Here is a 13,634-nt window from a genome sequence, read left to right as displayed (position 1 = left end):
CTCCCCGACTTTTTTGCCGTAAACATTTAAGTAGCAATGATGAACCTTTCCCTCATATTGATGCATTTTATTGGCGTCCAGCTTTTACAAGAAGTCAGAAGAGTTTTGCTTGAAAGTTGATACCCAAAGTTGTTGTCCGTTCTACTTCAATCATTAGGAAGATTTATAGGCAACCAAGACTCAAGCTTAGCGATCCTTCATAGAGAAGAACTCGCAGGCTGCTCTTGAATGATAGGAGATATCGCTGACGCTGGATTGAATGGCGACCATGTCATCATCGAATCGAATAATTATGCCTCCAGTGTCAATAATATGATCGTCCTTGAATACGCGCAAGCGTGTTCCGCGCTCCATTGCTTCATTGAAATCTTGATCAGAGATTAATCGGCGAACATGTGCCATAGTACGGTGCTCCTTTGAATGAAATGGTGAAGGTGTTCTGTCCTTTCATTATACGGAATAATCCAGCTTGGCATTCGCTACAACGATAAGCAGAGCATTTGCTTTATCATACCGGACGGTCCCCTTAGAAGAATAGTACCACGTTTTGTGTTGAGGATTACTGCTCTCAACAACGAACAGATTAATCTCGTCCTTATGCTGCAACACTTGCTCAGCTGCTTGTTCATCGGTAATATGGATGATGAATTTCCAGCTGGAAGTCCCTTCAGATTCAATCTCATAGCTTGCGATATGCGCCTTGGAATCGAGAAGCAGCTTGCTGCCAACAGCATGCCGGATATACATATGGTTCATCATGAACACTCCTTGGTTTATAACATTTGTTGAGGATGAGAGACAGGTGGTTGCCGAATCAATAGCTTGACAAGTGTACTATAACACATTATCATACTTACACAAAGTAAGTTATTGCGAAAATGTGAGTATTAGCAAGCTGATGTAAAATGTGAGTATCCGCGTGATATTGTGAAACACCCGTATCGCACTGCGTTGGGAGCTGCGCACGGTGGGACAAGTATCCGGCAAGTAATCTTTTGCGAAAATACGAATACTAGGAGAGATACGATGATCAAGATTTATCCGGCTGAATCCAGGCATTCGGGGAGCCATGGCTGGCTCCAATATAATTTCAGCTTTTCCTTCGCCGATTATTATGATCCCGATAATGTTAGCTTTGGACCATTGCGCGTATTTAACGATGATTATATCCAGCCGCTCAAAGGCTTCGGAACGCATCCCCATCGGGAGATGGAGATAGTAACGGTGGCGCTTGCAGGCCAACTCCATCACGAAGACAATACAGGCGGCAAGGAAACGTTGCGTCCCGGCGAAATTCAGCGGATGAGCGCGGGTACTGGAATTCTGCACTCAGAGGTTAATAATTCCGATACGGAAACAGCTAATATTTTGCAACTGTGGTTCATGCCTAATGAACAAGGGCTAAAGCCCTCCTATGAGCAGAAAACATATGACATTAGCGCCAAGAAAAACCACCTCCTGCCAATCGTTTCGAACCGCATACAATCAGAGCAAATCGCACATATTCATCAGGACTTAACGATCTACCTGTCTGATCTGGACGCAGGGCAATCACTAGCATTCTCTCAGGCTGCGGGCAGAAGGATTTATTTGTTTGTTATCGAAGGGGAGATTACCCTGAACAAGGAATCCGCACTCAAGAAACGCGATGCAGCAAGAATAACAGATGTAACGGAGTTAGCTATAGATGCTGCATCAGACGCATCCTTTATGCTGATTGATCTTCCTTAATCCTATCCCGGCGGATTTATGAGTCAGGCGCAGCTACCGTATAGACGGCAGCTGCGCTTTTGCTTTGTTGATTATGCCGCTGATCTGGTTCTCCAGGTTGAGAATAGCTTGTTTGTGTACAGTGATTTGGCGGGAATGAGCGACTATTGAGGTTAGAGAGTCTAGTGTTTCTTTAACCTGCGTCTTTTTGATCGCTTGCTTGAAGGCTGCCAGCAGGGGGGCGATACGTTTCTTGGAGGCGGCTGCTTCACTCCGTGCAGACTTGATTCGTATGTTTAACGTTCCCATGCCGGATAGTGTTTCTTGTATTCTCTTCTTTGCTGCTTTCGCCGATTTTTTTGCAGCGGTCAATAGGCTTTCTTGCGCTTTAATATCCTGTCGCGCGAAGTGAACTGCGAGCTTCGCAGTATCTGCCTGCGCTCGAAGCAGCGCATTCAAATCCTTGTTCTTGATCCCTTTTGCCGCAGTGATTTGCTGATTCAATGTCGTATAGAGGGAGAATAAAGGCTTGTATCGCTCTTTCATCTCTTGAACCTGCTTCTCCAGCTTCTTGATTGTATCCGCATCGATTTGCTTGATTCTCGAACGTAGTGCAAGAAGCTCCGCCTCGTTCTTATAATGGACGGATCTGATGGAGCCATCCAGAGCTTGCTCCTTCTGCCCGATGATAACGAGATCCAGTTGGAGTCCTTTAATTGCGGTTTGCTGGGTGCTGCTTGCTGCAGCGATTGTTTTGTCGAGTGCGGCTTGACTGGAGACCGTTAATTCCATAGTCGTCGCAGCTAGTGCGAGAGGGGCGCTCGCGATCAGCAGCATCAATGTCATCAATAACGTCCATATTCTTCTAGCTTTCATCATTATCCTCCTCGTATGCTGCCGTTGTGCGCGACTTCGCGGCATAATAAAAAGCACCCGCAAAAAAGGCATAATGAGCCTTTCTTACGGGTGCTTCCAACGTAAGTACACAACGTGCATATTTTTTTCCAATATACCGCGAGAGCCTTGCGGGTGTCAAGCCGCATATATCGGTGCTGACTCAATTGTGAGGGGTAGCGGTCCAATTGTTAACGATGTATAAGATGAATGGTGTAAAAAGGGTTGACATGAAAATATTAGAACGGTTAAATTTGGTTTACAGCTCCGCACAACATAGAATGAGGTGGATAACTTGCAGTATCAGCCGGGAGATTGGCCCCGCTTAGAAAAGTCAATGATTGAGCCTAACGTCCGCTTGAATCAACCGCCAGAATTGCCGCTAAGTGTGGAGAATATCGCGTTTATCAGCAATAGGGAAGTTATTTTTTTCAAGCGGGTTGGAGCGACGATTGTTGATATTATTTTGTTATGTTTATTATTCGTAGGGTGTATTTCATTAGGGTACTACATACCGGAATTATCAGTCGTGCTGGTAGGCTCGATGATGCTAGGCGCAGTCCTGTATTATTTGCTCATTGAAGGTTTGACCGGCTACACCGCTGGAAAATTTGTGTTCCGTATTCAGGTTGTAGGGGCGGATGGACGGCCTCCAGGCATCCTGAAGGAGCTCATTCGTTATTTGCTGCTGCTGGTCGAGAATGGAATTATCGCTGCTATTGCTGTGCTGGCATCAGGCAAGAAACAGAGGCTCGGCGATAGGGCGGCGAACACCTTCGTGTTGAATACGAAAGAACTGCCACCGGGATCAATAAGCAGGAATAAAAATATTATACTAACGATCGCATTCTCGTTCATGGGTTTTGCTGCCGTTATCTCCGCCATTATTGGAGTGGCTACACTTATTGCAGGGATAGCTGACTACGACAAAGAAAAAGTGTTTCTAAGCAATAATAAGCAATTTCAAGTAACGGCTCCGGGCAGCTGGAGAGTGGATAAGGAGCTGAATGACGAGCAGGATATTGGGATATCCAACCACTTTGCAGAGAAGTATTTCATGGTGCTGTCAGAGGACAAGGGGGATGTATCTGAATTCTATGCTACGCTTGAAGACTATCATGCTGAGATTGAAGAACTCGCCAGGGAGAATTATGCATATGTCTACGTTCTTAAAGAATCCCGCTTGATCTCTATTAATGGGAATGAGGCCTACCAATTTCAATTGCATATGGAAGTGGACGACGATTATCCCTTTATTATGACGATCACTTCAATCGAAACAGAATCCCATTTTCATCAAATGTATGCGTGGGTGCTTGAGTCCAAGAACAATAAAAGCATGCAGCAGGAATTAACAGACATCATTAATAGCTTTAAGGAAGTGGCACGGCCTGCAAGTGGGAAGGAATGGACAATTTAATAATTGTGATGGCAAGCAGCTGCTCCTTGCAAGGGGCAGCTCATTTTATTGGGGGGATAGCCGTTTAAGAATACGTTTCGTTTCTGTTATGATGATGGTAAAGTTTAATGGAGTGAACATAAGGATAAGGGGAAATGGGAACCCTGTAATACATTATACGCTGTATAGCAAATGGGAACACATCCCAATAAGAGATGCTGCCTTCATGCATGCAATCATAATCGTTTGGAGCTGTTAGCGATAGAAGACAGCTGCCGATAGGAGACTTTATATGAAATCCAGATATTTGGCAAGCATTTCTCTAGCCATTATGGCTTCCGGCTTCGTGGCCACATTATTTCTTCCGAAGTCGACACTCGTCTATCTGCTGCAGGGCGGCTTTGAGGCGGGACTGGTTGGCGGAATAGCCGACTGGTTCGCTGTGACTGCTCTATTTCGCCATCCGCTGGGCATTCCGATCCCTCACACTTCATTGCTGCTGAAGAATAGAAATCGGATCATTCAGTCATTGATCTCGGCTATGGAGAATGAGTTTCTGAACAAGGAGAGCATTGAGAACAAGCTGCGGAAGCTGAATGTGCTGCAATATGCGGGGTCCTTGTTAACGAGACTGCTGAGCAAGAGGAAAGTAAGAAGAGGCGCTCTTAACCTTCTGATTCAACTGATTGAGCGGTTGCCGCTTGATCGGGCCGTTCCGTATATTCAATCCGGGATTACAGCTTATATACGCAAGTTTGATATCAAATCCGCTGCGGATACGGTTCTGACGAAAATTATGAATGACCGCTATGATGAGAAAGCTTTAGACTATGCCCTTGATGAAGGCGCGAAATGGGCGGGACGTCCGGAAACCGGCATGATGCTGGGCAAGCTGGCAAGCGAGAAGCTGAATGAATTGAAGGTCGGCGGGTTCATGGGCTTCGCTGTGCAAGCATTCGCAGGCTTCATGAATGAAGAGAAGATGGGGGTTATGCTTCAGAACCTGCTCCTCTCCAGCATCCGCGAGCTGAAAAATGAGGATAACGCCTATCGGGAGAAATTTATCCGTGAAATTCGCGTACAGCTATTCGAATTGGCAGGCAACGAGGCCCGTCTGGACGGGGTGAAGGAATGGGCCCTGAACCAGCTGCAGGGAGAAGGCGCCGAGAGCTTCGTTCAAGAGCGAATCGAGGAAATCCGCAGCGCAATCCTTCGCAAGCTGGAGGAAGAGCAGGCTGGCGGAGGGCGCGCAGTATTCACCGCGTACCGAACTGCCGTGCGTTATGTGAGCCAGCAGCCGGGATGGGTTGCAGCATGGGAGTCCCGTCTGATGTCAGCGATTATTTCATTCGTAGAATCGAATCATTACCGGATCGGCCAGCTGGTGAAAGAGAACCTCGACCGCATGGATGATGCCTCCTTAGTGCGCATGCTGGAGGAGAAGCTCGGGAATGACTTGCAATGGATTCGTGTCAACGGAGCGCTGTGCGGCTTTATAGTCGGTATAATTCTATCGTTGATTCAGCTATAGTAATCGGCTATGAGCTATCATACGCTGAACAAGCAAACATCCCGATCCAGATGGAAAGGGATGTTTGCTTGTTTGCGTATGACACTAGCGGCTTCGCAGCCATCTGCGCACGGCACGCGCTCTTTGGTTAAGGAAGCCCGAGATATTCCTTGATGCCTGTCACGATCGCTGATGCCACGCGGTTCTGGAATTCTTCCGTATGCATAATGGACTCTTCCTCGGCATTGGACAGAAATCCAATTTCCAGCAAGGCGGCAGGCATTGTCGCATCCCGCAGCACTTTCAAGCTTTTGTACTTGACCGTCCTGTCCTTGAACCCTGCAGCGGCAAGCAAATGTCTATGTAAGATATTGGCTAACGGCTTGCTGCTGTCATTGTAGTACAAGGTTTCGGTTCCCCGTACCGTAGGCGAGCTCAGAACTGAGTTGCCATGGAGGGAGATGAATAAGGCGGCCTGCAGGTTATTGGCAATGACTGCCCGATCCCCCAGCGGGATGAAAGTATCATCGCTGCGCGTCAATACAACATCGACGCCCGGTATTTGCCTGAGGAGAGCCTCCACCTTGAGTGTCAGAGCCAGATTGAAGTGCTTCTCCAGTTTGCCGGAAATGCCCGTAGTTCCAGGGTCAGTACCGCCATGACCGGCATCCAGAACGATAAGCTTTCTTCCGTTCGACTCGATAGGTACAGGGGGAACAACCGGTACAGAAGCAGGATCCGGTGCGCTCAGATCGACAATAAACAAAGCGGCTCCGTGCTCGCCTTCGTTGTAGACGGTATACGATTTCACCACGTTCAGATCGATAACAATTCGTACTTTTGAAGGGCTGTTTGAGAATAAGGAATAACGCACCCCTTTGACATCGGGATAATCCTTGACCTCAAGTTGGCCTGTTGGAGAGGTGCCAAGCAGTTGGCCATTTCCGAAGGTATCGGCAAATTTCGCGTTCGGGATATCAATGACGATCCGATTCGGATCGCTCATGGTGAACACATTTGGCACCGTGCTCCCAGTTATAGCGATCATCAAGCGGTTGCTGTCAAAGCCAATCCCGTCGACAGTGGCCAATCGAGCATGTGAAGGATTCGTAGACCCATCGGGAAGCGTTGTTTCAGAAGGCGTTTCAGTGGTATCTGGAAATTCGGCTGCCGGTGGTTCGGGTTCTTGTTCAATCACAGGGGGAGCCACTATAGGGCTTGCAATAGCAACCTCTTTGGTTTGATTGTCCCAGACTACCTTCAAGCCCATTGTTTCGCTTATGAAGCGAAGTGGAACGAGTGATGTGTCGGAATGAATAACAGGCGCTGCTATTAATAATTGTTCCGTTCCATCTACTATAGCTGCTTTACTTCCGATTGCCAGCTCGACAATCGTATCTTCTTTCGTAATGGTGACTTTGCGTGTCTGCTTGTCCCAGTTGACATCGAATCCGAGATTCTCCACAATCACCCGAATGGGGACCATGACACTGCTATTGATGATTTCGACCTCAACCTTGTCAGGCAAGGAAAGCTGCACTCCGTCAAGCAGAATGCGTGTATTTCCGCCAGAAGCGGCTTGTCCATACTGCGGGGACAGGAATAGGAGGATGACAAACAATAACAGGAATCCTACCTTCTTCATCTTTCACCTCATCCATTCTATTACTGGATTCATATGGACGAGCGGACTGAGGGCAGCCCAAAATTGTCCAATAACTATTGGACGCCAAAAAGTGCTAATAGTTGCAGGTGATCAACATTTTTATGTGAAATATGCCGAAAAATATAACAGACGGACTAAGGCGCGCCTTAATCCGTCTGTTGCTGCGAATGATTAAGCCGGAAGCCAGAGGCTGCTTGTCAGCCGCTCGGAAGGCCGTACACGCTTCTGGTAACGATCTCGGCCAGCTCTGAACGCTGCGCACGATATTGATCGAGGGTGATGCTGCCCTGTGTTAGACGCTGGTCGAGCTGCTCCGTCATCTCCGTTAGCTGCAAAGCAATGACACGCCGGATATCCCCATTGTTGTCCTTCGTGATATCCGCCAATGATTTGCCGTTATACAACGCCTCTTGCATCTCTTCATTTGATGATACGCCAAGCAAATGCAGCAGAGCATCCTGAACCTCGATGTTTATTCTCTGAGTAGGGGCTTCAGTATTCTTGGGTTTGGCATTGGCCTTGTCGGTCCAAATGCCTCCGCTAAGTGTAATTACAATGGCTATCGTGCCGACGATTATAATTTGTTTGGGATTCATAGGTAATCCTCTCTTGAATAGTAGTTGTCCTCTTTTTACTACGAGCAAGCGCTGCAATTAGTTGCATGATCTTTGAAAGTAGTTCCTGAGAGGAGATGTAACAATATGGAACTTCCGCTCGTTAGTTAGTTAGTTAGTTAACGGAGGTTGATAATGATGGGCAAACGTTCCCTGATGATTTTATTTTGCTGCTTATTAGCATGGAGTACGTGGTCCCTGTTCAAGCCTGAGGCGGTATATGCTTGTACTTGTGAGGAGCCTTCTGCAATAAAGGAGGAGCTGAAGAAGAAGACGGCGATCTTCTCTGGAAAGATCACGAGCATAAGCAAGCCCCGCAAACAAAGCGGAGTGCTGCACCAGGTTCTAACCGAAATCACCATCAAGGTGAATGAAGTATGGAAAGGAGACCTGGGTTCAGAAGTGATCGTGAAAACAGGATGGAGTCCAGAGATGTGCGGCTATGACGGATTTGAGGTCGATGAAGAATTTCTTGTCTATGCCGATAGTGGCGGGGGGCAGCTGGTGACAGGCAGGTGCGGACCGACAAAGCGTCTTTCCTACGCTGGGGGGGATCTTGCGGAGTTGGGAGCAGGATATGCGCCAACACTGCACGCGCCGCTTGAGATTGCAGGGGATGCAGTGCGTGTCGAAGGAGTGAAGACGGCAGCGAAGGAAGAATCTGCTGGAACCTGGATTAATGGTGTGATTGCGATTGCAGGCTTGGCAGCGATGCTTCTGCTCATGATAGTATGGAAGCGATATACGAGACGATCATAAATTTAGCTTTTCCCAGTATGAGGGCAGCTTCATGCCGCTGCTTTTAGGCAGTACGACATTGGATGTGCTACAATATGAACATAACGAAAAGGGGATGACGAACCGATGAGCGAACAGCTTAATGAGCAGGAATTAGTACAATATATAGCAGAGCATACCCAAGCAGATTCGCGGAGCATCATGCTTGTCCTGAAGCACGAACAGGCGTACATTAATGGCGCCAAGGAGAATGCCAAGGGCGAGGTGGAGATCGACAGCGACGATTTGGTGGATTACATATTGGGCAAGTCGGATATTAAGCTGGACGAACTGACTGTAGAGAAAATTTTGGATGCCGAAATGGACTATTTAATGGACAAGGGATTGGCAGGATATACGGATTAGCTGCTGTAATTTGTGGCTATGTCGTGATAAATGTCCATTCAGCTGCGAATTCTTTCATATGGCAGGTTCTCGGTCATTGACTTCATTCCTTGTTACCTGTAAGGTTTACGAGGAAGGAGCAGGTTAATGCCTACTGAAAACTATAGACTCAATGTGTTTGACCCTAAGCTGGAGCCTTACTTGACAGAGCTGTACAGGCAGCATCGTGAACGCGCCGCCAACATTGACTGGAGCTACCATGAATTTATTCCATGGGAAAAAGGACGCAGTTTCAAAGAGGAACCGTGGACAATCGAACAGAGAAAACTCCCTTTAGCTATTTACACTGCTGTTGAAACATCGCTGCTAACTGAGGTGAACTTGCCCTTTTTCTATCATCATCTTGCCGTAACATTCAAGGGCTCCCTAAAGGTGCTGCAGGACTTTGTCCATACTTGGGTATCGGAGGAAGACCAGCATTCATCCTTGCTGGAGACGTATTTAATTATAACGAGAAACGCAGACCCGCATGAGCTGAATGCTTTGCGCAAATCGGTGGTAGAGGCAGGATATGTTCCTGATTTCGATACCGCTATGGAAACGATGGTTTATACGGCGATACAAGAGCTCGCTACAATGGTTTTCTATAACAATGTGGCTAAAGCCGCCGGGCCGTATGATAAGGATTTATCCAAGCTGCTGCGAAGAATTGCCAAGGACGAGACGCTGCATTATGCCTTTTATCGGGATGCCGTTAAAGGTTATCTGGGTGTAGATGAGAATTTCGTCTACTATATTCATCAGGCAATGACGAATTTCGCGATGCCTGGCAAAGCAATGCCGATGTTCAAGGATCGAATGGACATGATTTCTAAAGAAGCGAACTACGGTCCGGTCTCCTATTTCAATCAAGTATTCGATCATCTGTACCAGGTATGGGGGATTGAGCGGCTAAGGCCGAGCCGCAGCGAAGCGGAAGCGGCCAGATTGGATCTCGTGGAATACCGAATCAAGCTGAAGAGAATCAGTGAGCGTCTGGCGGCCAAGGGCATCAGCTAATAAAGGCACGCTGCCTGAACATGAACAGCACCCGCTATGACCCTTATTGGTCATAAGCGGGTGCTGTTTCTTTTGCCTATCCGGATGTCGGGAGGAGCAGGGACTTGCGCTTTTGGAACATAATGGGGCATGTCTGCGTCTAGTAGATAAATCAAAGCTGCGCACAGCATGAAGGAGACTATCGAGATGCGAAAACTGTCATTCACAACACTGCTGATTATTGCATTTGCACTGGCATGTACCTCTGCGGGTGCTGCATTTGCCGATGGAACGGTGAAGGGCAAGGCTTCAATCGAGATCAAGGAGCGGCTGTACCGCATCGAGAAAGCTGGCAAATTCGGCTTTATTAATGGAAAAGGGAAGATTGTCATTGAACCAAAGTATAATCAGGTTGCTCATATGGCAGGAAATCCTGTCTATGTCGTCAGCGACGGGAAGCAAATTTATTACGATGCTGACGGCAGCAAGCTGTTCGAGTGTCCGTTGAACCGATGCGGTCTTCTTTCCGAGGGGATGGTTGTTTACCAGGAAAAGGTCAAGACAGAGGATGGCGCGCTTAAAACAAGATTTGGCTATTTGAACGACAAGGGTGAGAAAGTAACGGAGCCGATCTTCCACTATGCCTCGCATTTTGCCGATGGCATGGCCAGAGTGAATGTGGGGAAAGCGAGCGGCTATATTGATAAGACGGGCAAGCTTGTTATTCCTTATCGCTTCAGCAGTACGTCTGATTTCTCAGAGGGGAGAGCGGTTGTCCAATTGCAGGCAGACGGCAAGTATGCCTATATTGATAAGACGGGCAAAGTGCTCACTCCAGCTATGTATGCCCATGCAGGCCGATTCTCGGATGGAGCGGCGCATGTCTATGTGAACGGAAAGTATGGTTATATTGATCGCAACGGGAACATGTTTCTGGAACCGCAATTTTCAGCAGCCTGGGAATTCTCTGAGGGGCTCGCGGCAGTGGAGAGAAACGGTAAAACCTTCTACATTAACAAGCAGGGCAAGAAGGTTATCTTCATAGGTGGCGGACAGTTCTCAGACGGTCTGGCTCCCGCCTTCAAGGGACAAGAAACCGGCTATATTGATCGGACAGGCAAGTTTGCAATCCAACCGAAATTTGTCTGGGGAGATGTTTTCATTGGCGAACTTGCCATGGTCTATATCAAGTCGGAGAAAACAGAGATCGGCTTTGTTGAAGGCTATATTAACAGAATGGGACAAATTGTATGGACTCCATAGCAATAGGCTCATATACGACAGGTCAAATAAGTTGTAAATCCGGTCTATATGGGGTATTTTCTATATATAGCTGACAGAATGATCGCGGAAGTGATGCTTTTTTATTCCCATAGAATTCCCATAGAGAAGGGGGACTTACCTGTGAATTATGAGATTTTGTATGAGGGTGCATTTCCACTCTTGAAGGTGCAGTTGGAGCAGGGAGAGACTGTGAAGGCGGAGTCTGGCGCGATGGTGTCCATGACGCCTAATATTGATCTTACCGGTACGGTGGACGGGGGAATAATGCGAGGGCTTGGGCGCATGCTAAGCGGAGAGAAGTTCTTCTTCCAGGAGTTGAAATCTGCAAGAGGCAGGGGAGAAGTGACGCTTGCTCCATCGACGATCGGCGGCATACAGGCTGTGGAGCTTGATGGCTCATATACGCTTTGTGTGCAAAAGGACGGCTTTTTGGCTGCAACTAGCGGCATAGAGGTAGCGACCAAGATGCAGAATTTGTCCCGAGGCATTCTATCGGGCGAGGGCTTCTTCATTATTGAGATTAGAGGCAAGGGAACAGTCTTCCTGTCGTCATATGGCGCTATTCACGCGATTAATCTGAGTCACGGAGAAGAAGTTGTTGTCGATAACGGACATTTGGTAGCATGGCCAAGCTATATGAACTATACGATCGAGAAGGCATCCAAGGGCTGGATATCTACTTTTACAAGCGGTGAGGTGGCGGTTTGCCGATTCCGTGGTGAGGGTGTTGTGCTGATTCAGACGAGAAATCCGCGAGGCTTCGGTGAATGGGTGAAGGGATTCATTCCAGGCAGATAGAGACTGAAGGCAGAAGTCCGAAGGCGTGTCATAGAGCTGGATCGGATCGGTTCGGTTGGCGTACGGCTGGCTGCAGCGGGCAAAATTTTTGTTTCATCATCGGAGGGCAATTATGCTTAGTTTTGAAGAAAAGCTTGCGATAATAGAGTCTTACCCTGAATTGCAGCGGCGGGATGTATCGCTTCGCCGTGTGAATTTCCATTATGAAGAGAGCGCTCATGACAAGAAGATCGTTGTCTTTCATCTGCATCCCAATGGCAATGGCTACGTGTATGGGGGCTTGCTGCGCAATTATGAAACAGATGATAAAGGCTTCCTGAATATTCGCGACTATACGGAAGATGCGCTGCGGACTTTGCTGGAGGAGTCCATTCATTCCTTATCCATGAGGGTGCCGGAGCTGCCTGCGAAGAGCAAGCGCAAGCAAGCAGCGAGCGGCGAGGGTCAGGATGCGGAATGGATTGGGCCGGAAGGCCAGTTGCTTACGCTCAAACAGGAAGATGAGCTGTGGTACATATACGCGGGACTTAATCTGGACATGGTGTTCGAAACCTATGGCGAGGCGGAGCAATATTTGCAGGAGGAAGGTTTCTCGCCTGGGCAATAATGCATGTATGCAATCGATGAAGAGAACTAGACGGCACAAGTGGTGTCGTGGGTTCTCTTTTTTTCATTATGAAGAGGCTGGAGCGGCTAAAGGCATAATCGGTGAACCAGCTTGTAGCAAATAGCAGCAGTATTTCGGTTTGTCAGCACGGGATCTGTATTCCAATCCTCCCATTCTCCGTGCTGCAGAATATCGCTAATATGTCCCAGCCATATGCTTGATACTCCACAGGCAAGAGCGGCGGTATAAAGGGCGGATGTTTCCATATTGACGATGTCAGCGCCCTTGGATACGAATTCTTCTATGAGCGCGGTAGTTTCTCTATACAAGGCATCGATGTTGGCTGCACACACAGCGTGGGCGCAGATGCCATTCTCGCGGAACAGCTCTTCAACCAGATTCAACAGTGATTCGTCACCATTCACGATAGGCTGATTAGAATGAGAATAGGCTTTGCTAGTCCCATCGCTTGGTAGTGAGCTTGAAGCTACGATCGGGTCGCCCTTTTTAAGTCTGGGATTGATGGCGCCAGCCAGCCCGTACCCGATAATCGTCTTGACCTCCAGATGGGCGAGCTCTTCAACCAGAATGGCCGCTTGTGGGCCACCCCAGCTTAACCCCGTAATAATGCCTACTTGATGCCCGCCGATGTCTGCCTGGAATACTTGTCTGGACGTACCTTCCGCATCAATGCCGTAGAAAATTTTATAGCTCGGTAATGGCACGGCCTTGAAAGTATCGATAAGGATACCGCAGCTAGAGCTTTCACGGAAACACATAATGGCTAATGACCATTGTGGCCTTGGGTTAACCGTGAAGCGAGCCTGCATTACTGTTTGGGGAGTTAGATAGGGTACAAGCATGATATGAATCATGACTTATGCAGTTGACTCCAAATACTAGAAACTTCACTAAATCGCACGCTATTATCACAAAATCATCTTGACAAATGAGAATGGCCCAAATAATCACGAAGAATACCTCTTTTTAAC

Annotated in this window: 15 protein-coding genes; 9 read left to right on the top strand and 6 right to left on the bottom strand. The window is 47.8% G+C overall.

The window, feature by feature from the left end; genetic code table 11:
• Positions 1 to 186 precede the first annotated feature (186 nt).
• Positions 187 to 402, bottom strand: coding sequence for a hypothetical protein (locus L6H65_RS20800; RefSeq protein ID WP_236344635.1), 216 nt, complete (start codon positions 400 to 402; stop codon positions 187 to 189).
• 48 nt (positions 403 to 450) lie between these two features.
• Positions 451 to 759 (bottom strand): hypothetical protein, encoded by a 309-nt coding sequence (locus tag L6H65_RS20795; RefSeq protein WP_236344634.1) that lies wholly within the window; start codon positions 757 to 759, stop codon positions 451 to 453.
• Between the two features lie 267 nt (positions 760 to 1,026).
• On the opposite strand from L6H65_RS20795, the gene L6H65_RS20790 reads away from it, so the two are divergent.
• Positions 1,027 to 1,731 (top strand): pirin family protein, encoded by a 705-nt coding sequence (locus L6H65_RS20790; RefSeq protein ID WP_236344633.1) that lies wholly within the window; start codon positions 1,027 to 1,029, stop codon positions 1,729 to 1,731.
• A 33-nt stretch (positions 1,732 to 1,764) separates the two neighbouring features.
• Here L6H65_RS20790 and L6H65_RS20785 read toward each other — a convergent pair whose 3' ends face one another.
• Entirely contained in the window at positions 1,765 to 2,589 is an 825-nt protein-coding gene (locus tag L6H65_RS20785) for a hypothetical protein (protein ID WP_236344632.1), read from the bottom strand.
• Between the two features lie 310 nt (positions 2,590 to 2,899).
• Here L6H65_RS20785 and L6H65_RS20780 point away from each other — a divergent pair, with 310 nt between their 5' ends.
• Positions 2,900 to 4,024, top strand: coding sequence for an RDD family protein (locus L6H65_RS20780; RefSeq protein WP_236344631.1), 1,125 nt, complete (start codon positions 2,900 to 2,902; stop codon positions 4,022 to 4,024).
• A gap of 271 nt (positions 4,025 to 4,295) precedes the next feature.
• The gene (locus L6H65_RS20775) at positions 4,296 to 5,534 is read left to right on the top strand and encodes a DUF445 domain-containing protein (protein WP_236344630.1); all 1,239 of its coding nucleotides are present in this window, start codon (positions 4,296 to 4,298) and stop codon (positions 5,532 to 5,534) included.
• Positions 5,535 to 5,661: 127 nt separating this feature from the next.
• Here the strand turns inward: L6H65_RS20775 and L6H65_RS20770 are convergent, their stop codons facing one another.
• The gene (locus L6H65_RS20770; RefSeq protein ID WP_236344628.1) at positions 5,662 to 7,158 is read right to left on the bottom strand and encodes an N-acetylmuramoyl-L-alanine amidase family protein; all 1,497 of its coding nucleotides are present in this window, start codon (positions 7,156 to 7,158) and stop codon (positions 5,662 to 5,664) included.
• 218 nt (positions 7,159 to 7,376) lie between these two features.
• Complete coding sequence (locus L6H65_RS20765; RefSeq protein WP_236344626.1) at positions 7,377 to 7,775, bottom strand: hypothetical protein; 399 nt, start codon at positions 7,773 to 7,775, stop codon at positions 7,377 to 7,379.
• A 153-nt stretch (positions 7,776 to 7,928) separates the two neighbouring features.
• Here L6H65_RS20765 and L6H65_RS20760 point away from each other — a divergent pair, with 153 nt between their 5' ends.
• From L6H65_RS20760 to L6H65_RS20735, 6 genes are all read left to right on the top strand, one after another.
• Positions 7,929 to 8,552, top strand: a complete 624-nt coding sequence (locus tag L6H65_RS20760; RefSeq protein ID WP_236344625.1) for a hypothetical protein — start codon at positions 7,929 to 7,931, stop codon at positions 8,550 to 8,552.
• 105 nt (positions 8,553 to 8,657) lie between these two features.
• Positions 8,658 to 8,936 carry a hypothetical protein gene (locus L6H65_RS20755; protein WP_236344624.1) on the top strand — a complete coding sequence of 93 codons (279 nt, stop codon included), beginning with the start codon at positions 8,658 to 8,660 and terminating at the stop codon, positions 8,934 to 8,936.
• Between the two features lie 126 nt (positions 8,937 to 9,062).
• Positions 9,063 to 9,974 (top strand): acyl-ACP desaturase, encoded by a 912-nt coding sequence (locus L6H65_RS20750; RefSeq protein ID WP_236344622.1) that lies wholly within the window; start codon positions 9,063 to 9,065, stop codon positions 9,972 to 9,974.
• Between the two features lie 186 nt (positions 9,975 to 10,160).
• Positions 10,161 to 11,216 (top strand): WG repeat-containing protein, encoded by a 1,056-nt coding sequence (locus tag L6H65_RS20745; RefSeq protein ID WP_236344621.1) that lies wholly within the window; start codon positions 10,161 to 10,163, stop codon positions 11,214 to 11,216.
• 141 nt (positions 11,217 to 11,357) lie between these two features.
• Entirely contained in the window at positions 11,358 to 12,035 is a 678-nt protein-coding gene (locus L6H65_RS20740; protein ID WP_236344620.1) for a TIGR00266 family protein, read from the top strand.
• Between the two features lie 112 nt (positions 12,036 to 12,147).
• Positions 12,148 to 12,642, top strand: a complete 495-nt coding sequence (locus tag L6H65_RS20735) for a hypothetical protein (protein WP_236344619.1) — start codon at positions 12,148 to 12,150, stop codon at positions 12,640 to 12,642.
• Positions 12,643 to 12,728: 86 nt separating this feature from the next.
• On the opposite strand, the gene L6H65_RS20730 is transcribed toward L6H65_RS20735, so the two are convergent.
• Complete coding sequence (locus tag L6H65_RS20730; RefSeq protein WP_236344618.1) at positions 12,729 to 13,517, bottom strand: phosphorylase family protein; 789 nt, start codon at positions 13,515 to 13,517, stop codon at positions 12,729 to 12,731.
• Positions 13,518 to 13,634 lie beyond the last annotated feature (117 nt).

Source organism: Paenibacillus plantiphilus, assembly GCF_927798095.1.
In the GTDB taxonomy this organism is placed as follows: domain Bacteria; phylum Bacillota; class Bacilli; order Paenibacillales; family Paenibacillaceae; genus Paenibacillus_Z; species Paenibacillus_Z plantiphilus.
The sequence above is the reverse complement of the archived record's forward strand: the minus strand, read 5'-3'. Positions and strand labels throughout refer to the sequence as shown.

What these genes read in the sequence shown, in the direction of transcription:
- L6H65_RS20800 (WP_236344635.1), bottom strand. Translation starts at nt 402, where the DNA reads ATGGCACATGTTCGCCGATTAATCTCTGATCAAGATTTCAATGAAGCA.
- L6H65_RS20795 (WP_236344634.1), bottom strand. Translation starts at nt 759, where the DNA reads ATGATGAACCATATGTATATCCGGCATGCTGTTGGCAGCAAGCTGCTT.
- L6H65_RS20790 (WP_236344633.1), top strand. Translation starts at nt 1,027, where the DNA reads ATGATCAAGATTTATCCGGCTGAATCCAGGCATTCGGGGAGCCATGGC.
- L6H65_RS20785 (WP_236344632.1), bottom strand. Translation starts at nt 2,589, where the DNA reads ATGATGAAAGCTAGAAGAATATGGACGTTATTGATGACATTGATGCTG.
- L6H65_RS20775 (WP_236344630.1), top strand. Translation starts at nt 4,296, where the DNA reads ATGAAATCCAGATATTTGGCAAGCATTTCTCTAGCCATTATGGCTTCC.
- L6H65_RS20770 (WP_236344628.1), bottom strand. Translation starts at nt 7,158, where the DNA reads ATGAAGAAGGTAGGATTCCTGTTATTGTTTGTCATCCTCCTATTCCTG.
- L6H65_RS20765 (WP_236344626.1), bottom strand. Translation starts at nt 7,775, where the DNA reads ATGAATCCCAAACAAATTATAATCGTCGGCACGATAGCCATTGTAATT.
- L6H65_RS20760 (WP_236344625.1), top strand. Translation starts at nt 7,929, where the DNA reads ATGATGGGCAAACGTTCCCTGATGATTTTATTTTGCTGCTTATTAGCA.
- L6H65_RS20755 (WP_236344624.1), top strand. Translation starts at nt 8,658, where the DNA reads ATGAGCGAACAGCTTAATGAGCAGGAATTAGTACAATATATAGCAGAG.
- L6H65_RS20750 (WP_236344622.1), top strand. Translation starts at nt 9,063, where the DNA reads ATGCCTACTGAAAACTATAGACTCAATGTGTTTGACCCTAAGCTGGAG.
- L6H65_RS20745 (WP_236344621.1), top strand. Translation starts at nt 10,161, where the DNA reads ATGCGAAAACTGTCATTCACAACACTGCTGATTATTGCATTTGCACTG.
- L6H65_RS20735 (WP_236344619.1), top strand. Translation starts at nt 12,148, where the DNA reads ATGCTTAGTTTTGAAGAAAAGCTTGCGATAATAGAGTCTTACCCTGAA.
- L6H65_RS20730 (WP_236344618.1), bottom strand. Translation starts at nt 13,517, where the DNA reads ATGATTCATATCATGCTTGTACCCTATCTAACTCCCCAAACAGTAATG.